The following is a 26,671-nucleotide window of genomic DNA, read 5'->3' on the forward strand; positions in this document are numbered from 1 at the left end:
ATATATGTGGCAGCTCATCAAAAGAGTTAAGATTTTCTTGAATGCCGCTTCAGCAAATAGTTGGAAAGGAATAGGAAATATGAAATTCTCATAATTATGAAAAGTTATATAGAAATGGTAACTAAATATTACATTAACAACAAGAAATCAATCCGATTTTCGGGGGGTATGACATCACGATACAACGTATGTTATTAAATTCAATTACAAATATGGTCATGCTATATGGAAATAGTGACAGATAACTTTATTGAGAAAGCATACCTGTATTAATCATTGAATACACAACAGCATCTAAGATTATTAAGCATCAAGCGATTTATGCTTCATGTGGAATATGGCAATTATCCTTTCATTATAAATAGTTGTTTATAAATATTTCCGAACATGATTTTTCTATAATTTAATTAAATTAATCCGGAAATATTGCAACTTATCAAATTAATTTATAGGAAACACCATGAATAATATTCAAGATAAAGATCAATTTGGGTCTGAGAATACTTTTTTTTTCTAATGCCCATAATTTTCAAAGTGCTGCTGCGGGGAAGGTTGATCCGCGTACGGGGTTATTTAACTATTTGATGCCGGTTGCTCATCTAATAGGAAACAATCAATTGGGGCCAGAACAAACAATAGCACTCTCTTATAGCCCAATGAATACCCAGGATATTGGTTTTGGTCAGGGATTTTCTATCGGGTTGACCCTGTATGATGCTAATAATCGGTTGTTAATACTGTCAACGGGTGAACGCTATAAAGTGGATGAAACCAAGGATATGGTTTTTTTAAAACAGTATAAACAAGGGGTTGTACGTTTTGAAAAGGATGTGACCCAAAATATCTACCGGGTGATCCATAAATCCGGTCTGGTTGAAATATTGACGGGGCCAAAAAATGCCTTTGATCTCAAAGTACCTGTACAACTATTTGATCCAATGGGACATTACCTAAAACTTAGCTGGAATTATGATTCAAATTCTTTTCCCCAGCTTGCTTCTATTTCGGACGCAGAGAAAGTGCTATTAAGCGTACTCTATGAACCCGATATCTATACCTCTATCACAGTCTGGCCAGAGGCCTCTGAATCTTATGATATTAAATTGTTCTTTGAAAATAATCGGGTCACCGAGATCCAAAATAATACTCCCAACCAAACGTTGAGCTGGACGTTTGATTATGACGAAGACAGCAAATTCTTAATTCAGGTTTCATCCCCAACGGGGTTAATAGAATACGTTAGCTACATTTCTGACGGCCATCAGTTTCCAGAAGACTCAGGTCTTGCCCCTTTGCCCTATGTCACCCAATACACGCAAAATTCGGGACATGACCCAAATATTGTGCGGAGCTATCAATATACTGATTATAATTTCCTCGGTCACGGAGGAGAGGGAGATTGGGGCAATGATGACGACTATCTCTACGGTGTCTTGAGCGATTACCAATATGGTTCGACCGAAATTTGTAACGATGGTACAACACAGCGTTCTGTTACCCGGTATTACAACAACTATCATTTGCAGGTTTCTGAAACAATTGAGCAAGGGGAATGCAAGCGCGTACATCAGACTAAGTATTATGCCGTAGTTGGGAGTGTATTTGAGCAACAACCCCCCCAATTCCAGATGCCGAAAATGGCGACGGTTTGCTTTAATGACTCATCTGACAAGGAGACAACTCATACGCAGTTTGATGAAGCCGGCAACCCTACCGTGCAGATTGCACCAGATGGTACCCGCACAGAGTGGACTTATTATCCGGCTGAAGGCGAGCCTGATTTCTGTCCGGCCGATCCTCACGGTTTTGTGCGCTATGTCAAATCCAAAACCGTTACGCCGGGCAAGCCTTCCACCCAAGGCACCTATGAAGATGCACCTGTGCATACAGTGCTCTATCGTTATGCCCAATTGCCCGCCCCTATCGGTGCTCCCAGTCCTTACGCAGTGGTACAAATCTATCAGGGTTTGTACAGTTCAGATAAGCGGCCTATCTTCAATGGAACCCCTCCATTTGCTACTGTGGAGCGTCCCTGCCAGAACTCGCACGATATCGGCCAATTGCTGCATGAAAGCCTGCTTCACTATATCCATGATGTGAACTCTCCGGATCATGGACGTGTTCACCGCATTGATGAAACGATATACACCTATCAGGACCAGTAGGATAAGAAAGGAACAACTTTGTCTTCTCAGGATGAAGAAGGCACAGGTTTACCTTCAAGCAAGGCATGGACATGCCAGCAGACCTTCGACTATAGCGTTCAGAATGAAACCTTGGTGAAAAACATTCAGTTGGCCGGATATGACCAGTTCAACTTGACTGCCCAACGCATCCAATCACGTTTCAGTGGCAAGTTATGGCATGAAATAGATACTCAAAAACGCAAAGTCCAATATGACTATGATGATATTGGACGCATTACCAAACTTACCAATAATGCCGATACTGATTATGCCCGTGAGATCACGTATGCCTACTCCATTGAAAAAAACGGATCGCTGACGACAGTACAAACCGATACGTGGGGCAATCAGCTACGAACCCGTTTTGACGGGCTAGGGCGTCCTTATCAGCAAGAGATACTGGAAAAAGGGAAAGAAGAACAAGGCTGGCAATTGGTGCAAGAGGCTGAGTATGACAGTTGGGGGCGAGTGGTGACTCAAATCGGTTACGACTGGCTGCCCGTGGACACAGACAAGAAAGGGAATAGTCAGGGAGAAGAAAATATAACACAAATTATCTCCCACCAGCGTTTTGAATATGACAACTGGGGACAGCGACACCGGATTATCCAAAATACGGGGAAGTGCATCCAGCAGGATTATGATCCGGTGACCCGTACCGCGAAGTATACAATACAGGCGGAGGGGTTGCCCCTTAGCCAGCAGACCGTGGTGTATGATAAATGCCAGCGGCCAATCATCGTCACTCTATACGATAGCCAGCAAAGGCTCTATAACCGACAAACGCACCATTATGACGGGCTTGGGCGCTTACGGGCTACCATTGATGTGTTAGGACAAAAAACTGAGTATACCTATGATTCGTTTGGCCGGGTTTCAACCATCAAACACAGTGATGGCACAGTGATCCGGAAAACCTATGCCCCTTTTATTGCCAGTAACTTACTGACACAGATTGAAGTTAATGATCACGTTCTGGGCACCCGCAGTTTCGACAGTCTGCAACGCCTGATTTCCACTACCAGCGGCGGACGTACCTATCAGTATATTTATCAGGGAAGTAGTCTTTATCCCAGCCAGATCACCGATCCGCAGGGACAAACTGTGACGTATGACTATGAACCGTTGCTGGGTAACGCCACGACAAAAATTGACGCAGGGGGGATCGTACAGCGTTTTGGTTATAACACCAAAACTGGTGTGATGACACAGGCTGAGGCAGTCGGTATGGCCATCCACAACATGAGTTATACAGCCTCTGGCCATCTGGATAAAGAAACCTTCCGCTTTGATGATGCAGGTACTGGCACTGAACGGGAGGCCTGTTACACCTATTCCCCCACAGGATCGTTGACAGCCTACCGTGATGTGGCAGGCAAAAACCGTCGGATGCGCTTTGATAAATTTGGGCGCCCTATTGCGCTCCGAGACGCCGATATTGATGTCACCTTAACCTATGATGCAGCCGACCGGATTATCCACTGGAAAGTGCATGACCAGCAACACAATCAAACCCTGACAACCTCGCTAACCTTTGATGATTTTAGCCGTGAAATCACCCGTCAAATCAAAACGGAAACAGATACCCTGACCATTGCTCAGACTTATACCATCCGGGGACAAATAGCATCCCGTACCACCTGTTCACAACAGTCTGGTTTGTTACGACAGGAAACCTATACCTATGATCCCGCCCGCAGCTGGTTGACTGCCTATCACTGCAGCGGCACTGATCAGCCGCGTGATGCCTATGGCACGATTATTGCCAGCCAGACCTTTAGTTATGACATACTAGGTAATATGCTCACCTGCATCACAGTAGCTAATGACGGCAGCAGTGATACGGCCACTTTTACCTACAGTGAGACTGATCCTTGCCAGTTGTTGGCTATAACCCATACCCATCCCATTTATCCGGCAAACATCACGTTGGTTTATGATAAGTCTGGTCGTCTGATTCAGGATGAAGCCGGGCGTCACTTAACCTATGATGCACTGGGGCGCTTGACCACGATGGGCTTCAATAACCAGACCAGTGCTTATTATTATGACGCCACCAATCGTTTGGTACTGCAACGGATTGGCACGGATAAAACTCATGAGCTTTACTACCAGGGAGAATATCGCGCGGCTGAAATCCTGCGAGAAAGTGGGGATATAACCCGCCTGTTGCGTACCCACGGGGGAACAGTTGCCTGTATCACGGACAACGATACGAATTTACTGGGCACAGACGAGCACCACAATGTGCTATTGAGCCACAGGGGAGATGGTACTGAAACTCACTACCGTTATTCCCCGTATGGGCAGCAGGTGGCAGATGAGCGCGCCCCTGTTCCCCCCGCCTATAATGGTGAATGTCTTGATCGACTGTGGGGGACATATCATCTAGGTAATGGCTATCGTACCTATGATCCTGTGTTAATGCGATTTACTGCACCAGACAGCCTGAGTCCATTCGGTGCCGGTAGTATCAACAGCTACGCTTATTGCCTGGGAGATCCGATAAACCGGAATGACCCGAGCGGGCATATGAGCTTGGGCAGTATTTTTGGTCTTCTTTTAGGTACAGCAGGAATTATAGCTGGCGTTATTTCAGCGATCCCTTCAGGTGGGGCATCTTTGGCTCTGGAAGGCGCGATCATTGCCGGACTCGGACTGAGCAGTGATGTAACAGGAGTTGCCAGCATATTGACAGAAGACAACAATCCGCAGGCTTCTTCTATTCTTGGCTGGATTTCTATGGGGCTGGGTGTTGTTAGTTTGGGAGCCAGTGCGCTCAAAGGCATCGTCAGGGGTATGCAGCAAGTGGGTGAACAGTTGATAACCAGTTTTCGATCCAGCGGTGGGCTGAGTGGAAGAGGTTCGGCAGAGGCCCCTATGATAAATAGTGCACAAGCCGCTTTTCAAAGAGCAGTAAACAAGGGATGGGTTCAAGAAATTGAACATCCTGCGGGTAGTGGTTTTCATACGTTACAGCTTACAATATCTTCAATTGAAGATGAATGGGAGGCCCTCAGAGTAATAAATGAAGACTGTCCGTTTTTGACGCGTCTAGGGTTTAATCCGGGACTATTGGTAAGTCAGATTGATAATTCTGTTGTGTCTTTCGGGAGACTAACTTATGTAGATATTAAAATAAATACGGCGGATAATTTATATATGCGATTCATAGACGAAAATACGGATAACGCTGTTGGTAGAGTAGTTATCAAGTTACTCAGTGACGATATACATCTTCGTTTAAATCCTAATGCGTCTATGTATTTCCAGGAATATACTCCGCAATATATTAACACCTTAGAATCCTTATGGACAGACGTTCGGTTGACAGAAAATCCAAGCGCATGGCTAGCGGCCGAAGCAATGTATCAGAACCCAACTCGTCCAAATCTCAACAACTTAAATATGTTCCAATTCTATAATCGGAATATATTCTCCGGACTCCAACCACGCTAATATTACTTTATACGATCGTGCCAGTTCTGCATGACAGTCTGGCGCAAATGTAAAAAAAATCCCCGGGCCTTTCAGTCTGGGGATTGCAGGCTTTTTTGTTAATGATCGATCTTATTAACGAACCAAATGCAAAAAGTGAATGTGTTTTTCGTATTGATCCAAAATATCATGGATGATCTGCTCCTGAGTCCATCCCATTAAATCGTAATCCTGTCCACCTTCTTTAAGGTAAACTTCCGCACGATAATATTTCTGTTCCTCGCTTCTTTCATCATCTTCAAAGCCTGCAAGGGCGAATGCAGGTTGAATATAACCCCTTAGACGCACTTCATACACAAAATTGAGGTTTTCGCCAAAGTCCACTTCAAAATGAATGCGATCGTCCGTTTCATCATTGATCACCACAATTTTGTTCTGCTTATCCAACTCTTCGGCTACCATTTCCATTGCTTTCTGGATGATTTCGTTCATAAAACGTTTCACCTGTGAGCATTTAGGATAATAGACAATGTTTCTCAATCTCCGTTGCCACGGAATCGGATTGCGACTGGCTGGCGGGGCGATTGTGGTCATTTGCTGGCTATCTTTCTTGTATGCGTCAATCCGTAATGCTTTGAGTAAGCCATAGATGGATATCAATAGAATAATCGAGAAAGGAAGCGCACTGGCAATCGTGACGGTCTGCAAGGCAGACAAGCCCCCTGCAACCAATAATGCAATGGCAACAACTCCCATCAGCCCTGCCCAGAAAATCCTTTGCCAGACAGGTGTATGATTAGCGCCACCAGAAGCCAGTGTATCAACCACCATTGCGCCAGAATCCGCTGAGGTAACAAAAAACATCACAACCATTGCCATGGCAATGAATGACAGAACAGCAGGAAACGGGAAATGTTCCAAAAAGTTAAATAGCGCCAGAGAGACATCTGTCTGTACGGTATGGGCTAACTCTTTTGCTCCTTTATTGGCAATCAGGTCGATGGCGCTATTACCAAATGCCGTCATCCACATCAGCGTGAACCCACTGGGTACAAACAGAACACCTGTCACAAATTCTCTGATTGTCCGGCCCCGGGAAACCCGTGCGATAAACATGCCAACGAATGGAGACCACGATAACCACCATCCCCAGTACAGCAATGTCCATCCCCCTAACCAATTACTGGATTTGGGTTCATAGGCATAAAGGTTAAACGTTTTGCTGACAATTTCCGAAAGGTAGCCCCCCGTGTTTTCCACAAAAGATTTCAGCAGGAGTACGGTTGGTCCCAAAGCCACGACCAGAACCAACAATAAAACCGCTAAACCCAAATTCAATTCAGATAGAATGCGAATGCCTTTATCCAGGCCGGAAACAACGGAAAGGGTAGCCAGTGCGGTAATCAGAATAATCAATACCACCTGCACTGTTTCATTGATAGGCAAACCAAACAGATGGTTAAGACCCGCATTGACCTGAAGAACGCCATACCCCAAAGAGGTGGCAACACCAAATACTGTGCCAATAACAGCAAAGATATCCACGGCATGACCAATCGGCCCATAAATCTTATCGCCGATAATCGGATACAGCGCAGAGCGCAGTGTTAAAGGCAAACCGTGTCGATAACTAAAAAATGCCAGAATTAAAGCCACAATGGCATAAATTGCCCACGCATGAAGCCCCCAATGGAAGAAAGTCAGTTTCATCGCTTGTTTGGCAGCAGCAATACTTTCAGGCGTCCCCACCGGGGGTGACAAATAATGCATGACGGGTTCAGCCACGCCAAAAAACATAAGCCCGATCCCCATGCCCGCAGAAAACAGCATGGCAAACCAAGAAAAATAACTGAAATCGGGTTCAGCATGGTCAGGGCCGAGTTTTATATTACCGTATCGGGACAAACCCAGATAGGTGACTGAAAGTAAAATTAAAGCAACAGCAAGGATATAAAACCAACTGGCATTAACAAATATGTCCTGCTGTAAAGCCTTAAACCATCGGTCGGCAAGTTTGGGTTTCAAACCAGCGAATGTCACCAGTGCAATGACTAAAAACGCCGAGCAGAAAAAAACTGGTGGGTTAATGGAAGTTTTAGTCTTTACCTGTCCAGTATTATCTTGACTCATAATTATCCTTCAAAATTAGTATTCGACACTATCTCCTATTTACTCCAATAAGCAATATTTTGTAGAGATTTCTATGGCATAAAGATAAGCCCGATAAAGGGTTATCTACCTTGCAGACATCTTGTGTTCATAATTCACTCAGCCCACATGACGGGCCACCTTAACATAAAAGTAAAAATAACTGTACTTACAGAGGGGCATATCGAATGATGGTGAAAGGAACTTCGACGATGAAATAAAAATCAATAAAATTATGGAGATCACAAAAATACGTATCAAATCTAGTTTTATAACAAGCAGTTAGTTACATTTTTATTCAAGATCCACGTTAATTTAAATCCATTTGGTGTAATTATTTTGTCCAGATATAAAATAAAAAAACATGATGAGAAAATATTCAGTGAATTGCGTAAATTAGATAATCTTGCGACCTTAATATTTTTCATAATCCCTCTGGTCCTCTATCTTATCGGTGGAAAAGGAATAGCCAAAATTACTCTCATTATTTGGCCTATCTATGCCCTCATTTATATATGGATATTTCGCAGATTATCTGCATGTTTTCAAGGAAAAGGAGTGCGGGAATTTGTTAATACATCGTGGAATACATATACTTTTTACGGATTTTGCAGATTCATCCTTTACTTACCCATTTTTTTTCTTGTGTTTATTTTGGTTCGTATCATCATTGGAAAGTAAACAACAAATCTATTGAATAGAAGGCGGGATCACTCCCGCCGCCCTCTGTAGTAGCTCAAAATATAGACATGCATTATGACCAATAATAGAAAATATCCTTCAAAGAGTCTGGTCGGAAACGTGTTTTCTCCCAGAAAAAACCAAGGAATATTTATACCGGAATGCCTTCGAAACACCACAAGTAAAATCATATAAAAACAAAACGTTGGAGTAGCGCTTTGAAAGGCTTAATTCTTAATATCCTGTAAATGAGACTGCTTTAATCTGAGAAATTAAATCCAAGTAGAAATCTTCCGTGCTTGCTGTCTAATACGAATTCATCCCAGCGAATTGCATGCCACATGGGAGGAGTCATATTTAATTTATAAATCGAGGCTGTTGTAACATAGGACTGTAATAGATCTAACAATCCCGGTACTAAATTTGGTACTGATTGCTTCCATTTTTCAGCAACATCCGTTCTGAAAAACCATTTTTCTATACCTGCTTGCAAGTCCTCTTCACTTATTTGTTCTAACGTTACATACCAATACTCAATAGGAAATTTATCACAATCGTTTAGAATAGATACGTTGACTGAATCTATTAATGTCTTTCCGTCAGGGAGCTTGACGAAGAAATAATCTGAAGCGACATAATCATCGTGATTCATTAATCCGACTGCCTCCAAATAACCATTTATCTTTTCTATATCTAAAGTGATTTTCTCATCCAGCATTTTCATAGTTGAAAGTTTCCTTTTTAAATTTTAAGGAATTCTATTTCAACTGGTTATTAGATTGAAGTTTATTTTCACTGTTTGTGATTGCCTGCATATTTAACCCCCTCAGGTGGCAGTGGTTCCTCGGCATTCCCTAATGCCAAGTATTCGTTTATAACTTAAGCTTCCAAATTTTTAAAGGATATTAATTGTGAGCAAGCCAACATAAAGAGTACCGCTGGATTAACGCAATAAGTGCAATCGCTACCGGAAGGATTGATAGACTGTTCTCTGTTCTGACTTTCATCTTCGGCTTTGCTATTGTCCTGAAAGCCAACCCCTTTGTTTTTGGTGTCCTAATTGTCATTCTCACAGAAATACAGACAACCTATCAATTTGGCAGAAACTCAGGGGCAACCAAAAAGAGAGCGATTGCTTATTTGATACTGCATACTGCTGAATCAAAATATGATGATGAAGACCTGAAAGATAGAATGATTGATATTGAATCAAGGGATGAAATAATTTGGTCGTCATTACAGCATATTGCTTTGTTGAAAACTCAAATAAAACTGAATATTGTAACTGAGCAACGAGAAAAACTCTCTTTATTCGAGAAATTAGTGAAAGTTCTTCTTTGTTAATTCCTCATTGAATAATTCTAAACCTCCGGCTGGAGGTTTATATTTTTAAAGTTTGGCTCTCCTCTCCCCCCTCATTATTATTTGTGATTATTCTTCTTTCGGAGAGTAATTCCAACCGGATGAGCCGCCAAAAGTTGCTCCACCATATCCACTACTTTGAGTGCCTAGCGTGCCTGAAGATTTAGCACCAACACCAAGTGCTCCTTGTGTTTTCCCCGCGCCATCTAAAGGAACTAATCCTTTAGTGTTTCTCATCTGTTGCCTAAAACTCCAGGTAACATCAGTGATAACCATACTTTTCTTAAGCGTATCAATATCATTCATGTACACTCTTAATGAATATGGAATGGTAAAATCCTCGGTATAATTTACAGAAAATATATTCTGCCTTCGAAAGACCGAGCTACCTGCGTAGTTAAGCGCCTTAACAGAGTGAGTTGTACAGTTAACTCCAGTCACATCATAAACATCAATGATTTTCCCAAATTTTTGGGTGGACTCAGACACTGAATTACCACCTATTTTTGTACCCGTGTGCCATAGGCTTTTAAAATATCCCATTATTGCGATAATATCGGCATCTCTGATATTATAAACCTGAGCTTCCATTCTATAAAGTTCGGTTGACATATATTCAATTGCTTCATTATCCTGCAGCCAAATTAAAACGCCATCACCAGTTATTCCTAATGGACCGGTATCGGCATAACGACCATAGGTAAACACATTTATTCCATTTTCGGTATGAACAGAAATAAAGGTATGGCCTGTTCCCTTTGTTTCTACCCATAAAAAAACACCCTTAGGTAACCATCTGCAGGTAGTGCCATATATATTTAACGTATATATATCAAGTTTATCCAAGAGTCTTGATTGCCTAATTATATCTCTATTGTTCATTTGCGCTCTTCCTTGCAAGAATATAAATAATCATCATTGAGAAAGGAAATAAAATAAATATCCAGTTTAGTTCTCGATTTGTAATAAATTGAAAAAGAGTTGAGAAATTCAAAATATAAATAAATGTGGCAACGTTATTCAATAGGCCGATTAAAAAGGTAGAAAAAAGCATGCGTAAGCTGCGCTTTAATTTGTTTCGAAACAAAAACATTGCAGTACAGAGAATAAACAACAAATTGTTAGTCAGCATCACATAATCAGTGGCGTGAATAAAAAAAGATAGATCAGACGAGGTGTATTCCTTGCTTGACCATAGAGTTATTATTTCTTTGATAGTTAAATCAAGAGAAATGAATCCCGCATTGCTAATAACAAATAAAACTATTATTATCAGCATATTGAACAATGACTTAATCTGCATTCATCCCTCCTTATCACTTTTTGTCAAATCGAAAACCAACCTCAGTGAGAAAATTATTTGCCTTATCCATGATAATTTTACACTTGTGATACACCACAAGGCAGGATATACCAGAATTATTTATCTACTCCAGTGTGATTAACGATAAAGCGGCAAAATCGTGATTAACATTGTATATTAAACAAATAGATATGGTTACCTATGTTACATTTTGCTTAAGACAATATATTCAAATCACACTGACGCGCTCGCTTGTCTACTCCGTGTTACCGGTTAATGTATTAGCTCGGTAACACGGAAAGTTGGAAAAACAAGGCAACCGTATGAATGCTGATGTGGTCAACAAAAAAAAAGACCCAGCCAATCATGACTGAGTCTTTAAAGTTTAATTTTCAGGTTATTGTCTTACAAACCGCTTTTCGCCAACTGAACAATATCAATTAACGGTTGTGGCCATACACCGAGGATCAGTACCAGTAGTCCGGTAAGCAGTACAACAATCCCGCCAGAGGTGAATGCCCAATTATGTGGTGTATCGCGGTTCAGCGTTTTCGGTGCCGGCAGGTACAAACTCACCATTACACGCAGGTAGTAGTAAAGGCCAATGGCACTACCCAGAACAACTGCGCCAGTCAACCACCATAACCTTGCTTCAACACCAGTTGCGATGACGTAGAATTTACCGATAAAACCAAAGGTTAATGGTATCCCTGCCAGTGACAGCATCATGATAGTCATAACGGCTGACAGGATGGGCTTATGCCAGAACAGGCCACGGTATGAAAACAGTGAATCTGCATCTGGCCCTCTGTATGGGCTGGACATTAAGCTGACGACACCGAATGCACCGATACTGGCAAGTAAATAACCCACCAGATAGATACCTGCTGTCTCTTCTGCCAATGAGTGATCTTTGATGGCAACCAGCACCACCAGTAAATAGCCCAGATGTGCAATGGACGAGTAACCCAGCAGACGCTTGATATTGCTTTGTGTCAGAGCCAGCAAGTTACCAAACAGGATAGAGGCAATAGCAATTACCGTCAGAACAATACGCAGGGTTGCACTATCCGTCACTGGTGCTTCAAGGAATAAACGCATAACCACAGCAAAGATAGCAACTTTGCTTGCCGTCGCCAGAAAGGTCGATACCGGTGCCGGCGCGCCCTGATAAACATCAGGTGTCCACAATTGGAAAGGCACAAGGGAAAGTTTAAAGCCCAGTCCCACAATCATCATGCCCAATCCTGCCAGAACCAGAGGCTCATGCAGCTTACTGTCACTCAGACTCTTACCCAGTGATGCGAAGGATAAGTCACCGGATTCTGCATACAGCAGCGCAATACCGAAAAGCAAGAACGAAGATGCCGCCGCAGACAGCAGCATGTATTTGATACTTGCTTCCAGAGAACGCTTCTGGCGATACGCATAGCCCACCAAACCAAACAGAGGCAGGGTAATCAGTTCAATCCCGATAAACAGTGATGCCATATGATTAGCCGAAGAGAGCAGAATTCCCCCGACAGCAGCAATCAGCACCAGCAGATAAAACTCTTCTTTATTATCGGGATAGTTCTCCAGCCATGAATAAGCAAATGTCGTCGTTGCAAGGCTCGCAATCAGCACCAGTGCTGTATAGAACATCGCAAAACGATCCACATGAATCAGGGGCGTGACATCCATTGGCTCCTGCTGTCCCACAAAGTAGAGAGAAAGCAGGGCCATGTTAAGACCAATCACCGTCAGGGCGACATTGGTGAAATGATCGCGTCGCCACGCAATGGACAGCATCACAACCACCACCGTCAATCCGACGATTAATAGCGGCAACAGTGCGATCAATTGTTCAGAAGTTATTGTCATGGCGAATTACGGCCTTGTAGTTAAAAGTGAAGCTGAATACCAATTCTGGATGTTACTCATCGCTGCGGCAGAGGTATCAAGGACTGGCTGCGGGTAAACACCCAAAATTACCAGCAAGACAACCAGCAGCAGCAAAATGGAAATTTCACGAGCATCCATCTGCGGCAAGGGTTTATCAGTTTTCGGCGTTCCGTAATAAGCTTTCTGCATCAGATACAGCGCGTAAACAGACGCAAAAACCAGACCGAACACGGATACCGTAGTAATCAGGGTGAATTTGCTGAAGCTACCAAACAGGATCATGAATTCACCGACAAAGTTACCGGTTCCCGGCATACCCAATGTCGCTACCGCGAAAAACAGGGATATCGCAGGCAGAAGTTGAATTCTTCCCCACAGGCCGCCCATTTGACGCATGTCACGAGTATGCAGACGTTCATATAACTGACCACATAGAATGAACAGACCGGCAGCCGATAGACCATGTGCAATCATCTGAATGACCGCTCCCTGGTAAGCCAGTTGGCTACCGGTATAGATGGCGATAAGTACGAATCCCATATGGGAAACACTGGTATAAGCAATCAGACGTTTGATGTCAGTCTGGCTAAAGGCCATCCATGCACCGTAGAAGATACCAATGACACCCAGCCACATCGCAATTGGCGCAAAATCCGCAGAAGCTTGTGGAAACAGGGGTAAACCGAAACGTAACAGACCATATGCCGCGGTTTTCAACAAGATCCCCGCGAGGTCAACTGAACCCGCTGTTGGTGCCTGACTATGGGCATCCGGCAACCAACCGTGCAGAGGAACAACCGGCATTTTCACTGCGAATGCAATGAAGAAGCCCAACATCAACAAATACTGGATGGTATATGACATCGGCGTATTCAACAGTTTTTCATAGTTGAATGACCATTCACCCGTTGCATCATGGTGAATGAAGGCCAATGCCAGAATCGAAATCAACATCACCAGACCACTGGCTTGGGTATAGATGAAGAATTTCGTTGCCGCTGTGATACGGGTTTTACCTTCTGAACCTCTATGACCCCAAAGTGCGATCAAGAAGTACATCGGTACCAGCATCACTTCCCAGAAGAAGAAGAACAGGAACAGGTCGATGGCAAGGAAGACCCCCATCACCCCACCGAGTATCCACAACAAGTTCAGGTGGAAGAACCCTTGGTATGGCTGGTTTTCATTCCACGAACAAAGGATAGCCATCAACCCCAGTAATGCAGTCAATACCACCATCAGCAAGGACAGACCATCCAGTGCCAGATGAATGCTGATGCCAAAACGTGGGATCCACGGAAGCAGAAACTCTGATTGCCACTGTGGAATACCCTGAGGGTTGGTGAGTGTATAACCGCCCTGCAACCACAGTTGCAGGGAAAGTAACAACGTCAGCCCCATCGCCAGAAGCGCTATCCAACGCGGCATACGAGTGCCGAAGCGCTCCGCCTGCCAGCACAGCAGGCCTCCGATGAAGGGCAGTAGAATTAGCCAAGGTAATAGCATGGCGCAATGTGTCCCTTAATTAAACCAAAAGCAGCAGAGCTAAAACCAGCACTGCACCCAACCCCATAGAGGTAGCGTACCAACGGACTTGCCCGTTCTCACTCCAACGCAGCCCTTTATTACCCCAACGGGATAATATGGCTGGAATGTTCATCAGTGAGTTCAAAGGATCATTCTGCAACAAGCGGGTAATGCCTTTGAATGGTTTCACGAATACCCAGTCATACAGTGCATCAAACCCCCAAGCATGGAACCACCATGTGGAGAAGAAACGCCCCGGCGCACTGTTTGCAGTGGCATTGACCACATTGCGTTTGCCAAGATACAGCGCTGCCGCCAGCAAAATACCGACAACGGCAACGACACCAGAAATAATTTCCAGTGTCACTTTGCCATCATGTCCTGCGTTGCTTTCTGGCAAAACGCCCGTCAGAGGTAGTGTAATTAACGCACCAACAAAGGTGGACAGCACCAACAATACTGACAGTGGTAAGGTGTGGGTAATGCCTTTAACTGGATGAGCATGGGTATTTTCTTCACCGTGGAACACAATGAAGATCATGCGGAAGGTGTACAAGGAGGTCATCAATGCCCCAGCCAACCCTGCCAGCATCAGGTTCATATGACCATTTGCCAGTGCGCCCCACAAGATTTCATCTTTACTGTAGAAACCTGCGGTCAACAGTGGCAATGCCGACAGTGCCGATCCACCGACAAGGAAGCAGGCATAAACAAACGGAATTCGCTTGCTCAAGCCACCCATTTTGAAGATGTTCTGTTCATGGTGGCAGGCCAGAATCACAGAGCCGGAAGCCAGAAACAGCAATGCCTTAAAGAATGCGTGGGTCATTAAGTGGAAGATAGCGGCATCCCAGGCTTGTACTCCCAGCGCCAGAAACATGTAACCAATCTGGCTCATGGTTGAATAAGCCAGTACACGTTTGATATCAGTCTGTACCAGCGCGGCGAAACCGGCCAGTAACAGAGTCACTGCACCAATCACACCAACCAGATGCAGAACATCTGGTGCCATTAAGAACAGGGCATGGCTGCGGGCAATCAGATAAACACCCGCAGTTACCATCGTCGCGGCATGGATCAGCGCAGACACTGGGGTCGGGCCAGCCATCGCATCTGCCAACCATGTTTGCAATGGCAACTGCGCTGATTTACCGACTGCACCACCCAGAACCATCAGGGTTGCCCAAGTGATCGCGGTAGAGCCTGCTTCGATATGTTGTGGAGCCAATACCGCCAGCTCGCGGAAGCTCAACGTACCCAATTGGTCGTAAAGGATAAACATCCCAATGGCAAGGAACACGTCACCCACCCGGGTCACGATGAAGGCTTTCATTGCCGCAGCACCATTGGCCGGGGTTTTGTAGTAGAAGCCGATCAGCAGGTAACTGCACAGGCCTACCCCTTCCCAACCGAGGTACATTAACAACATGTTATCTGCCAGCACTAATACCACCATGCTGGCGATAAACAGGTTGGTATATGCGAAGAAGCGAGAATAGCCCTCTTCACCCCGCATGTACCATGAGGCGTAAATGTGGATCAGGAAACCAATGCCGGTCACCACACCCAACATAGTCAGTGACAGCCCATCCAGTACCAGATTCACGGGGATACTGAAATTATCCACGTCCATCCAGTTCCACAATGTCTGGCTGTAAACCAGCCCCCCTGCTTCATTCTGGGAAAGGAAATCGATCCCTGCCCAAAGCGTAACCAGTGCTGCCAGCCCAACAGAACCGATCCCAATAGTGGCTGACAAATTTTCAGACCAGCGGCCACGGGAGAATGCCAATAGCAAAAACCCCAGCAGTGGCAACAGAATTGTTAAATAGAGTAAGTTCATCCGCGCATCTCACTGACTGTATCAATGTTCAGGTTCTGGCGACGACGGTGCAACTGTAGTAACAGTGCCAAACCGATACTCGCCTCGGCTGCTGCCAGAGTAATGGCCAAAATGTACATCACCTGACCATCAGGCTGGAGCCAGTAGCTGCCGGCAACCACAAATGCCAGCGCTGAAGCATTGATCATAATTTCCAGCCCGATCAACATGAATAACAGGTTACGGCGGATAATCAGGCAGGCGAAGCCCAACGTAAATAAAATAGCCGCCAGAATAAGACCATGGTGTAACGCTATCATTGTTGGTCCTCCACTCGATTGCTGATCACTTCACCTTGTCGATTTTCACGGCCAACGTGGTAAGCCACCACCATTCCCGCCAGAAGCAGCAAAGATGCCAGCTCAACTGCCAGAACATAAGGGCCAAACAAGCTGATGCCCACTTCTTTAGCACTGACCACTTCACCGCTAATTTCAGCAGGTGGCAGCGTGCTGATGGCATAACTCAACACAATCAGCAGCACGATAGAGAGAATAGACGGGCCGATCCAAGCCCGGGGCTGTAACCATGCCCGCTCCTGCTCGACGACCGATTTCCCTAAATTCAGCATCATTACGACGAAAACGAACAACACCATGATCGCACCCGCGTAAACGATGATCTCCAGTGCACCAGCAAAATAAGCGCCCAGTGAAAAAAACACTACAGACAGTGCCAGCAAGGAGATAATCAGGTACAACAGCGCATGTACCGGATTGGTATGGGTTACCACTCTGAGTGTTGCGAGGATGGCAACCAGCCCTGCGACATAAAATGTAAATTCCATGAATATCGCTCCTTACGGCAACAGGCTTTTAACGTCGATAGGCTTGGCTTCGTTGTCGCCTTCACCTTTATCTTTGCCGTCAATCGCCATACCTGTCTTACGGTAAAAGTTATAGTCAGGATATTTGCCCGGCCCTGAAATGAGCAGGTCTTCTTTTTCATACACCAGATCCTGACGCTTGAATTCACCCAACTCAAAATCCGGCGTCAACTGGATAGCGGTAGTTGGGCACGCTTCTTCACACAAGCCGCAGAAGATGCAACGAGAGAAGTTAACGCGGAAGAATTCAGGATACCAACGACCATCTTTATGCTCGGCTTTTTGCAGGGAAATACACCCTACAGGGCACACCGCCGCACACAAGTTACAGGCAACACAACGCTCTTCACCGTCTGGATCACGCGTCAGAACGATGCGCCCACGGTAACGGGGTGGCAGATAAACCGGCTCTTCCGGATACATTTTTGTTTCGCGTTTATGGAAGGCATGAAGCCCTATCATCCAAATACTGCGTACCTGGGTGGCGAAACCGACCACTAACTCTTTCAATGTCATGGTTCAATCACCCCTTTATTGAGCGTTGTATAAAATCACTGCGGCAGTCGCCAGCATATTAAGTAACGTTAACGGCAGACAGACTTTCCAGCCAAACGACATTACCTGGTCATAACGAGGGCGCGGCAATGAAGCACGGATCAGGATAAACATCATCATGAAAAATGCCGTTTTCAGCGCAAACCAGATGAACGGAGGCAAGAGAGGCCCATTCCAGCCACCAAAGAACAGTGTGACGATTAGGGCAGATACCGTCACGATAGCGATGTATTCCCCGACAAAGAACAAACCAAACTTCATGCCGGAATATTCGATGTGGTAACCATCAGCCAATTCTTGCTCTGCTTCCGGCTGGTCAAAAGGATGACGGTGACAAACCGCCACGCCTGCAATGGCAAAAGTCAGGAAACCAAAGAATTGAGGAATGATGTTCCACACATTTTGCTGTGAGTTAACGATATCCACCATGTTAAAGGAGCCGGCTTGTGCCACAACACCCATCATGGACAGGCCAAGGAAGACTTCATAACTCAATGTCTGTGCTGATGCCCGCATCGCACCCAACAGGGCATATTTGTTATTACTCGCCCAACCCGCAAACAGCACGGAATAAACCGCCAGACCTGCCATCATCATGAAGAACAGGACACCGATATTCAGGTCAGCTACCATCCATGTTGGACTCACTGGCACGATCACAAAGGCCAGAAGCAGTGAACAAAACGCAATGACCGGGGCTAAAGTGAAAATAGCCCGATCAGAGAAGCGTGGTGCCCAGTCTTCTTTGAAGAACATTTTGATCATGTCTGCGACGAGCTGTAATGAACCGCCCCAACCCACACGGTTTGGTCCGTAACGGTTCTGGAACAGACCAAGGATGCGGCGTTCAAAGAAGCTCATGAATGCCCCGCAGATAACCACCACCAACAAAATGGCGGCGGATTTCAGAACAGCTATCAGGATTTCAATCACATCGGGAGTCAGCCAGCTCATTATGCAGCCTCCCGTAAGTTATTGATTGACTTGCCAGCCAGAACCGGTGGAATACCCGGCATACCCAACGGCAGACCCACTTGCCCCTGAGCCAGATTGCCACTCAAGCGCACTGCCAGACGCAGTTGCTGTCCTTCACAATCAAACTCCATCACGGTTCCTTCTGTCACATTCAAATGCTCCGCATCTTTATGATTGATCATCACATACGGCTCAGGAGTGCGCTCCTGTATGACATCAGAACGCTGTGATAACTCATCACTGCCGAACAGATGGAAATAAGGCGCAACATACCATTGATTTTTTTGTGCAGTAAATGCCGTTGGAATGCTGTCAAAATAGTTCAACCCACCATCAACCGCTTCAATCAAACGAACACCCGGATCACCGAAACGCAGTTTGCCGCCGACTTCGGCCTGAAATTTATTCCATGCCTGTGGTGAGTTCCAACCCGGCGCCCATGCAAACGGAATTTGCTGGCGAGGGGCATATGGGCTGTTGTTCCCTTCCATCGAGAAGGCAAATGCCGTATCGATATCCTGTGGCTGACGTTGTTCGTGAACACTGACATCAGCCAGCATGGCGGTACGACCACTGTAACGATGAGGTGAGCGGGCCAGTTTTTGCCCACGAATGCGGAAAGTAGCATCCGGTGCTGCATTAACGATGCCTTTAAACTGCGGCATAGCTTTGACACAAGCCTCAATAACGTGGTCAAGTTGCGTCCAGTCAGTCTGGCATTGTGTATACGTGGTATACAGAGAGTGCATCCAGCGCCAGCTTTCCAGCATAACGATAGATTTGTCATAGAATGCAGGTTCGTAGACTTGGAAATAGCGCTGTGCACGACCTTCCTGATTCACCAGCGTGCCATCACTTTCAGCGAAGCTGGACGCCGACAGAATCAAATGGGCCTTATCCATAATCGCGGTACGCTGATGGTCAACGACGATCAAATTTTTCAGGCTATCAAGTGCGCTATCAATTTTATCCGCAGGTGCATGACGATAGAGATCGTTCTCCATCACAATAACGGTATCTGAATCCCCTCTGTCAATACGTCGTAAAGCAGCATCTAACGGCTGCGCTTCCATCATCGCCAGACCCAGGCTATTGGCATAAGCCGCCACATAGGAAAGCCCAACATTGGCACCTTTATCTTTCAATGCCCACGCAATATTAGCGGCAGCCTGAATCAAAGTATCACTACCCGGATTGCTGCCACTGATAATCAACGGCTTTTTCGCTTCGCGCAGTGCCTGGGCAATGATTGCTACTTTTGCTTTCAGCTCATCCGGCAGGTCACTGACAGCAGGAGCAATGTTGTTCAACGCGTGCGCCACCGCAAAACCAAAGCGAGCCTGATCATCAACAGGCGCACGGTAACTCCATGCTGCGACATCATCCAGTTTGGTCTCATCGACGCTGGTCAGGAACAGAGGATATTTGGCATGTTGACCAATATTCATGACCGCAGCGATTTGCCAGTCTGCCACTTTTTGAGCGGCGGCCATTTCGCGAGCCTTGCCCTTCACTGCCTGACGCACAGATAATGCCATGCGGGCAGCGGTTTGAGTCAGATCTTCCCCTAATACCAATACGGCATCATAACCCTCAATGTCACGCAATGATGGGGTGTAAACGCCACCTTGTTGGAGAATTTCCAGCATCATATCAAGACGATGTTGTTCTTCCGATGAAATACCGCTGTAGAAGTTTTCCGCTCCGACTAATTCACGCAAGGCAAAGTTACTTTCAATGCTGGCGCGCGGTGAGCCGATACCAATGGCATTTTTTGCCTGACGCAAAATATCCGCGCCCCCTTGCATAACCTGCTCGGCATTCAGTGAGATCCATTGATCGCCACGCAATTGTTGTGGCTGGCGGGGACGGTCGTCACGATTGACATAACCGTAGCCAAAACGCCCGCGATCACACATAAAATAGTGGTTAACCGTGCCGTTATAACGGTTTTCGATTCGGCGCAATTCACCGTAGCGTTCACCGGGGCTGGTGTTACAGCCGATACTGCATTGCTGGCAGATACTCGGCGCAAACTGCATGTCCCACTTACGGTTATAGCGTTCTGAATGGGTCTTGTCGGTAAATACCCCTGTCGGGCAGATTTCGACAAGGTTACCGGAAAATTCACTTTCCAAAGTGCCACTTTCAGGACGGCCAAAATAGACGTTGTCATGTGCGCCATAAACGCCAAAGTCCGTCCCATCCGCATAATCTTTGTAGTAGCGAACGCAACGATAGCAGGCGATACAGCGGTTCATTTCATGAGCAATGAATGGCCCCAGTTCCTGGTTTTGGTGAGTTCGTTTGGTAAAACGGTATTTACGGAATGAATGCCCCGTCATGACCGTCATATCCTGCAAGTGACAGTTTCCCCCTTCCTCACAAACAGGACAGTCATGAGGGTGGTTGGTCATCAACCATTCAACAACACTTGCGCGGAATTGTTTTGCTTCTTCATCATCAATGGAGATATACGAGCCATCTGATGCGAGTGTCATACAAGACATCACCAGACGACCGCGCGTATCTTCCGCGTTCTGATATTGCTTGACCGCACACTGGCGGCAAGCGCCAACGCTTCCCAGCGCCGGATGCCAGCAAAAATAAGGTATATCAAGCCCCAATGAGAGGCAGGCTTGCAACAGGTTATCAGCCCCGTTTACATCATAATCTTTGCCGTCTACATGTATCGTAGCCATAGTCAGCATGCTTCCCAATGGCCTGCCAGTGGCAGGCGTTAATCAAAATTCTGCTTTAGCACTGTTTTTGCTTGCAAAGCCAGCTTTACCAACGTTGCTTAAGCAGGTTTGGTTGAATACCCGCAATCAGGCTGGTATTGCCGTAGTCTTTGGTGACGATTCCCGCTTCAAATTCTTCACGGAAGTATTTGATAGCGCTTTGCAAAGGCTCTACTGCTCCGGGTGCATGGGCACAGAAAGTTTTACCCGGGCCAAGGAAACGGCAGAGTTGTTCCAATGTTTCGATATCGCCCTGTTGGCCTTTACCATTCTCAATGGCACGGAGAATTTTTACACTCCACGGTAAGCCATCACGACATGGTGTACACCAGCCACAAGATTCACGGGCAAAGAATTCTTCAAGATTGCGAGTCAGGGAAACCATGTTGATCTCATGATCCACTGCCATCGCCAGCGCAGTTCCTAACCGACTGCCCGCTTTAGCGATGCTTTCGAAATCCATAGGCAAATCAAGGTGATTTTCTGTCAGAAAGTCGGTTCCGGCACCACCCGGTTGCCATGCTTTGAATTTCAGGCCATCCCGCATCCCCCCCGCGTAATCTTCGAGAATTTCACGAGCCGTCGTACCAAAAGGCAGCTCCCACAACCCCGGATTTTTGACCCGACCGGAAAAGCCCATCAGTTTAGTGCCGGCATCTTTACTTTTGCCTTCACTCAGACCGATGTACCACTCTTTCCCATGTTCGAGGATAGCCGGAACATTACACAGTGTCTCAACGTTATTGACACACGTTGGTTTACCCCAGACACCGGATGTCGCAGGGAACGGAGGTTTTGAGCGGGGGTTTGCACGGCGCCCTTCAAGGGAGTTAATCAATGCGGTTTCTTCCCCGCAGATGTAACGTCCCGCGCCGGTATGAACAAACAGTTCAAAATCAAAGCCACTGCCCAAAATATTCCTGCCAAGCAGGCCAGCCGCTTTTGCTTCTTCAATCGCTTTGCGTAAATGAACAGCCGCCTCGACATACTCACCACGCAGGAAGATGTAACCACGATAGGCTTTCAGCGCAAATGCACTGATTAGCATACCTTCCACCAGCAAGTGCGGCAGTTGCTCCATCAGTAAGCGGTCTTTGTAAGTGCCGGGCTCCATTTCATCCGCATTACACAGCAGGTAACGGATGTTCATGCTTTCATCTTTTGGCATCAGGCTCCATTTCAAGCCTGTAGAGAACCCCGCACCACCACGGCCTTTTAAGCCAGCATCTTTTACCAGAGCGATAATGTCATCTGGAGCCATGCCCTTCAGTGCTCTTTCGGCTCCCTGATAACCATTTTTGCTTCGGTATTCATCCAACCAGACAGGTTGTTGGTCATCACGCAACCGCCATGTCAGGGGATGAGTTTCCGCTGCGCGGATAATTTCTTTCACTCCTGAATGCGTTGTCATTGATACTGCTCCAGTAATTTTTCAATTTCTTCTGGTTTCACGTAACTATGGGTGTCCTCATCAATCATCATGGTCGGCCCTTTGTCACAATTACCCAGGCAGCAGGTTGGCAACAGAGTGAAACGCCCATCTGCCGTGGTTTGCCCCGGACGAATGTTCAGGTGCGATTCTATCGCTGCCTGAACGCCCTGATAGCCCGTGATGTGACATACAACGCTGTCACAGTAGCGGATAATGTGGCGACCTACTGGCTGACGGTAAATCTGGCTGTAAAACGTCGCCACACCTTCCACATCACTGGCTGGAATGCCTAACACCTCAGCAATGGCATAAATGGCGCCATCCGGTACCCAGCCACGGTGTTTTTGCACAATTTTCAGTGCCTCAATTGACGCAGCACGCGGATCTTCGTAGTGGTGTTTTTCTTGCTCGATGGCATCACGTTCTTCAGTGCTCAGCACAAACTTATCCGGTGTCTGAGCGTCCGTTACGTTAACCACATCAAGACGTGCTTGCTTGTTTGCGTTAAATTCACTTTGCATCGTTAGCGATCCACATCAGACATAACAAAATCGATACTGCCCAGATAGACGATAAGGTCAGAAACCAGACTGCCGCGGATCACCGACGGAATTTGCTGCAAGTGAGCAAAGCTTGGTGTGCGGATACGGGTGCGGTAACTCATGGTGCTACCATCACTGGTCAGGTAATAACTGTTGATCCCCTTAGTCGCTTCGATCATCTGGAATGATTCATTGGCAGGCATGACCGGTCCCCATGACACCTGCAAGAAGTGGTTAATCATGGTTTCGATGTGCTGCAAAGTGCGCTCTCTTGGTGGTGGGGTAGTCAGCGGATGATCAGCCTTGAATGGGCCTTCTGGCATATTTTTCAGACACTGTTCAAGGATGCGCATACTCTGACGAATTTCTTCCACTTTCAGCATCACACGGTCATAGCAATCGCCGTTGTAGCCGGTCGGTACTTCAAAATCAAAGTTTTCATAACCGGAATACGGACGCCATTTACGCACGTCAAAACTGATGCCGGTTGCACGCAGACCCGCGCCAGTCACACCCCAGTCCAAAGCCTGTTTCGAATTATAGGAAGCAATACCCACAGAGCGTCCTTTCAATACACTGTTTTTCAGCGCGGCTTTGACATAGGAGTTCAAACGTTTCGGTAACCAGTCCAATAATTCACGCAGAAGTTTATCCCAGCCGCGTGGCAGGTCATGGGCAACTCCGCCGATACGGAACCATGCCGGGTGCATGCGGAAACCGGTGATTGCTTCAACCACATCGTAAACTTTCTGTCGGTCAGTAAAGGCAAAGAAGACGGGAGTCATCGCACCAACGTCCTGAATAAACGTACTGATATACAGCAGGTGACTATTGATACGGAACAACTCGGACAGCATGACACGGATGGTTTTCACCCGATCCGGTACCTCAATGCCTGCCAGTTTTTCAACTGCCAGTACATAAGGCATTTCGTTGACGCATCCCCCCAGATATTCAATCCGGTCGGTATAAGGGATATAGCTGTGCCATGATTGACGTTCACCCATTTTTTCAGCACCACGATGGTGGTAGCCAATATCGGGAACGCAATCTACGATTTCTTCACCATCAAGTTGCAGAATAATGCGGAATGCACCGTGAGCAGAAGGATGGTTAGGGCCGAGGTTGAGGAACATAAAATCTTCATTATCGGTACCCCGCTTCATGCCCCACTCTTCTGGTTTGAAAGTCAGCGCTTCCATCTCCAGATCTTCTTTCTGCTTGGTCAGCATGAAAGGATCGAATTCCGTAGCGCGAGCGGAGTATTCCTTGCGTAACGGGTGACCTTCCCATGTTGGCGGCATTAAGATGCGACGCAAATTTGGATGACCGTTGAAGGTAATGCCAAACATTTCCCAAGTTTCACGCTCATACCAATTGGCATTCGGAAAAATTGACGTCATCGTTGGGATATTCAGATCTTGTTCAGCAAGCGCGACTTTCAACATGATGTCGCGGTTACGCTCAATGGAAATCAAGTGATAAAACACTGAAAAGTCGGCAGCAGGCAAGCCGTGCCGGTGAGAGCGCTGACGCTCATCAACGCCATGCAAGTCAAACAGCATGACATAAGGTTTAGGCAACTTTTTCAGGAATGTCATTACTTCCAGTAATTTTTCCCGTTTGAGCCAAACAACAGGCATGCCGGTACGGGTAGGCTGGAAAGTAAAGGCATCCGGGCCAAATTGACGATTAAGCTCGCTAACAACAGGATCATTAAGATGATCTTGTGTTTGCCAAGCTGGCCGGGCGCTTTCTTGCGCTATCTGATCTGTCATCATTCTTCACCACAACGCTTGATCAGGGTTTTTGTGATCGCAACACATTGCTCTGGTTACGCTATATGGCTAAAAGCCTTAAATTTCGTCTGGAGTACGCAGGTTTTTCACTGCAATACGTTCACCGCGCTTCCGTTCTCTTTCTGATTGCATATTGGCACGGTAAACCCCCTGATCACCGACAACCCATGACAATGGGCGGCGTTCTTTGCCTATGGATTCCTGCAACAGCAACAATGCCTGCATATAGGCTTCCGGGCGGGGAGGACAGCCGGGAATGTAAACATCGACAGGGATAAACTTATCAACACCCTGAACCACGGAGTAAATATCGTACATCCCCCCAGAGTTTGCACAGGCTCCCATGGAAATAATCCATTTTGGTTCCAGCATTTGATCGTAAAGACGTTGAATGACAGGGGCCATTTTGACGAAACAGGTTCCGGAAATCACCATGAAGTCAGCCTGACGGGGAGATGCCCGCAATACTTCTGCACCAAAACGTGCAACATCGTGGACTGCGGTAAATGACGTCACCATTTCTACATAACAGCAAGAAAGCCCGAAGTTATAGGGCCACAGGGAATTTTTTCTTCCCCAATTCACCATGTCATGCAAAGCATGTTCTAATTTTCCCATATAAACACTACGGTGAACGTGCTGTTCCAGGGGATCGCTAACAATTTCCTGTTTTTGCAGGGGATAACGGTCATTCTCACCGTTCGGATCTATGCGGGTGAGCGTATAATCCATCTTTCATGCCTCGCTATTACTGCATATGACTGTTGTTGGTATAGGTGTCAACACTCGGTTTACTGACTTGGCGTTTTGAACGTGCCGGAGTCCAGTCCAATGCACCGATGCGCGCCAGATAAACCAAGCCTGCCAATAACACCAAAATGAAAATGCTTGCTTCGACAAAGCCCAACCAACCGCTCTCTTTGATTGAGACGGCCCAGGCATACAAGTAAAGGGCTTCAACATCGAAGATGACAAAGAACATGGCAACCAGATAGAATTTTGCCGACAGACGCATACGAGCACTGCCGACAGAATCAATACCTGATTCATAAGGTACGTGTTTTGCCCTGGCTTTCGCCCTGCCCCCCATGAAGTATCCGCCCAGTAACATGAACGCACACAACCCAAGGGCACCTATCAGGAAAACCGCAAATGCCCAGTGATGGGCTAAAATTCCAGTGGATGTAGACATACTCGTTGCTTACTCATCAAAAGTGGTGTCAAGGTGTCTGCTCTTTTAGCTGGCAGTATTGCACCACATCGATTCATGGGAAGGGATAACAACCAAATATGAAGCAGCGCTAATCAATATCTTTTGGCGCTTGGATCGTCTTGGTTTTTATTCCTCTCAACAATATTTTGCCACAAGGGCAAAAAGCGCTTACCTATT

General features: G+C 46.2%; 18 protein-coding genes. 2 read left to right on the top strand and 16 right to left on the bottom strand.

All coding sequences use genetic code 11. The features are described from left to right. The first annotated feature begins 617 nt into the window (after positions 1-617). Together AAC854_RS03365 and AAC854_RS03370 are read left to right on the top strand one after the other, a co-directional pair. A complete protein-coding gene (locus AAC854_RS03365; protein ID WP_340615877.1) occupies positions 618-2,165 on the top strand; it encodes a hypothetical protein in 1,548 nt (515 codons plus the stop codon). An 18-nt stretch (positions 2,166-2,183) separates the two neighbouring features. Beyond that, positions 2,184-5,645, top strand: a complete 3,462-nt coding sequence (locus tag AAC854_RS03370; protein ID WP_340615878.1) for an RHS repeat domain-containing protein — start codon at positions 2,184-2,186, stop codon at positions 5,643-5,645. Positions 5,646-5,759: 114 nt separating this feature from the next. On the opposite strand, the gene betT is transcribed toward AAC854_RS03370, so the two are convergent. From betT to AAC854_RS03450, 16 genes are all read right to left on the bottom strand, one after another. Continuing rightward, entirely contained in the window at positions 5,760-7,754 is a 1,995-nt protein-coding gene (betT, locus tag AAC854_RS03375) for a choline BCCT transporter BetT (RefSeq protein ID WP_340615879.1), read from the bottom strand. A 958-nt stretch (positions 7,755-8,712) separates the two neighbouring features. Next, a complete protein-coding gene (locus tag AAC854_RS03380; RefSeq protein WP_340615880.1) occupies positions 8,713-9,177 on the bottom strand; it encodes a hypothetical protein in 465 nt (154 codons plus the stop codon). A gap of 707 nt (positions 9,178-9,884) precedes the next feature. Then, the gene (locus AAC854_RS03385; RefSeq protein WP_340615881.1) at positions 9,885-10,697 is read right to left on the bottom strand and encodes a hypothetical protein; all 813 of its coding nucleotides are present in this window, start codon (positions 10,695-10,697) and stop codon (positions 9,885-9,887) included. Positions 10,698-11,523: 826 nt separating this feature from the next. Continuing rightward, positions 11,524-12,981, bottom strand: a complete 1,458-nt coding sequence (gene nuoN, locus AAC854_RS03390; protein WP_340615882.1) for an NADH-quinone oxidoreductase subunit NuoN — start codon at positions 12,979-12,981, stop codon at positions 11,524-11,526. Between the two features lie 6 nt (positions 12,982-12,987). Further along, the gene (gene nuoM / locus AAC854_RS03395) at positions 12,988-14,508 is read right to left on the bottom strand and encodes an NADH-quinone oxidoreductase subunit M (protein ID WP_340615883.1); all 1,521 of its coding nucleotides are present in this window, start codon (positions 14,506-14,508) and stop codon (positions 12,988-12,990) included. A gap of 19 nt (positions 14,509-14,527) precedes the next feature. Then, positions 14,528-16,372 (bottom strand): NADH-quinone oxidoreductase subunit L, encoded by a 1,845-nt coding sequence (nuoL, locus tag AAC854_RS03400; RefSeq protein WP_340615884.1) that lies wholly within the window; start codon positions 16,370-16,372, stop codon positions 14,528-14,530. Continuing rightward, the gene (gene nuoK / locus AAC854_RS03405) at positions 16,369-16,671 is read right to left on the bottom strand and encodes an NADH-quinone oxidoreductase subunit NuoK (protein WP_047961372.1); all 303 of its coding nucleotides are present in this window, start codon (positions 16,669-16,671) and stop codon (positions 16,369-16,371) included. The genes nuoL and nuoK overlap by 4 nt, the downstream gene beginning before the upstream one ends. Beyond that, a complete protein-coding gene (gene nuoJ, locus AAC854_RS03410) occupies positions 16,668-17,198 on the bottom strand; it encodes an NADH-quinone oxidoreductase subunit J (protein ID WP_340615885.1) in 531 nt (176 codons plus the stop codon). The genes nuoK and nuoJ overlap by 4 nt, the downstream gene beginning before the upstream one ends. Before the next feature lie 12 nt (positions 17,199-17,210). After that, a complete protein-coding gene (gene nuoI, locus AAC854_RS03415; protein ID WP_047961374.1) occupies positions 17,211-17,753 on the bottom strand; it encodes an NADH-quinone oxidoreductase subunit NuoI in 543 nt (180 codons plus the stop codon). 15 nt (positions 17,754-17,768) lie between these two features. Next, a complete protein-coding gene (gene nuoH, locus AAC854_RS03420) occupies positions 17,769-18,746 on the bottom strand; it encodes an NADH-quinone oxidoreductase subunit NuoH (protein WP_340615886.1) in 978 nt (325 codons plus the stop codon). After that, positions 18,746-21,469: an NADH-quinone oxidoreductase subunit NuoG gene (gene nuoG / locus AAC854_RS03425; protein ID WP_340615888.1), complete on the bottom strand. Its 2,724-nt coding sequence runs from the start codon at positions 21,467-21,469 to the stop codon at positions 18,746-18,748. Before nuoG ends, nuoH begins: the two co-directional genes overlap by 1 nt. Before the next feature lie 85 nt (positions 21,470-21,554). Then, on the bottom strand, positions 21,555-22,919 hold the full coding sequence (gene nuoF, locus AAC854_RS03430; RefSeq protein WP_340615889.1) for an NADH-quinone oxidoreductase subunit NuoF: 1,365 nt from the start codon (positions 22,917-22,919) through the stop codon (positions 21,555-21,557). Continuing rightward, positions 22,916-23,461: an NADH-quinone oxidoreductase subunit NuoE gene (nuoE, locus tag AAC854_RS03435; RefSeq protein ID WP_340615890.1), complete on the bottom strand. Its 546-nt coding sequence runs from the start codon at positions 23,459-23,461 to the stop codon at positions 22,916-22,918. The genes nuoF and nuoE overlap by 4 nt, the downstream gene beginning before the upstream one ends. A gap of 2 nt (positions 23,462-23,463) precedes the next feature. Then, positions 23,464-25,263: an NADH-quinone oxidoreductase subunit C/D gene (gene nuoC / locus AAC854_RS03440; RefSeq protein ID WP_340615891.1), complete on the bottom strand. Its 1,800-nt coding sequence runs from the start codon at positions 25,261-25,263 to the stop codon at positions 23,464-23,466. A gap of 75 nt (positions 25,264-25,338) precedes the next feature. Continuing rightward, a complete protein-coding gene (locus AAC854_RS03445; RefSeq protein WP_340615892.1) occupies positions 25,339-26,013 on the bottom strand; it encodes a NuoB/complex I 20 kDa subunit family protein in 675 nt (224 codons plus the stop codon). A gap of 16 nt (positions 26,014-26,029) precedes the next feature. Continuing rightward, on the bottom strand, positions 26,030-26,473 hold the full coding sequence (locus AAC854_RS03450; RefSeq protein ID WP_340615893.1) for an NADH-quinone oxidoreductase subunit A: 444 nt from the start codon (positions 26,471-26,473) through the stop codon (positions 26,030-26,032). Positions 26,474-26,671: the final 198 nt, after the last annotated feature.

This window comes from Xenorhabdus entomophaga, assembly GCF_037996725.1.
Taxonomy (GTDB): Bacteria; Pseudomonadota; Gammaproteobacteria; order Enterobacterales; family Enterobacteriaceae; genus Xenorhabdus; species Xenorhabdus khoisanae.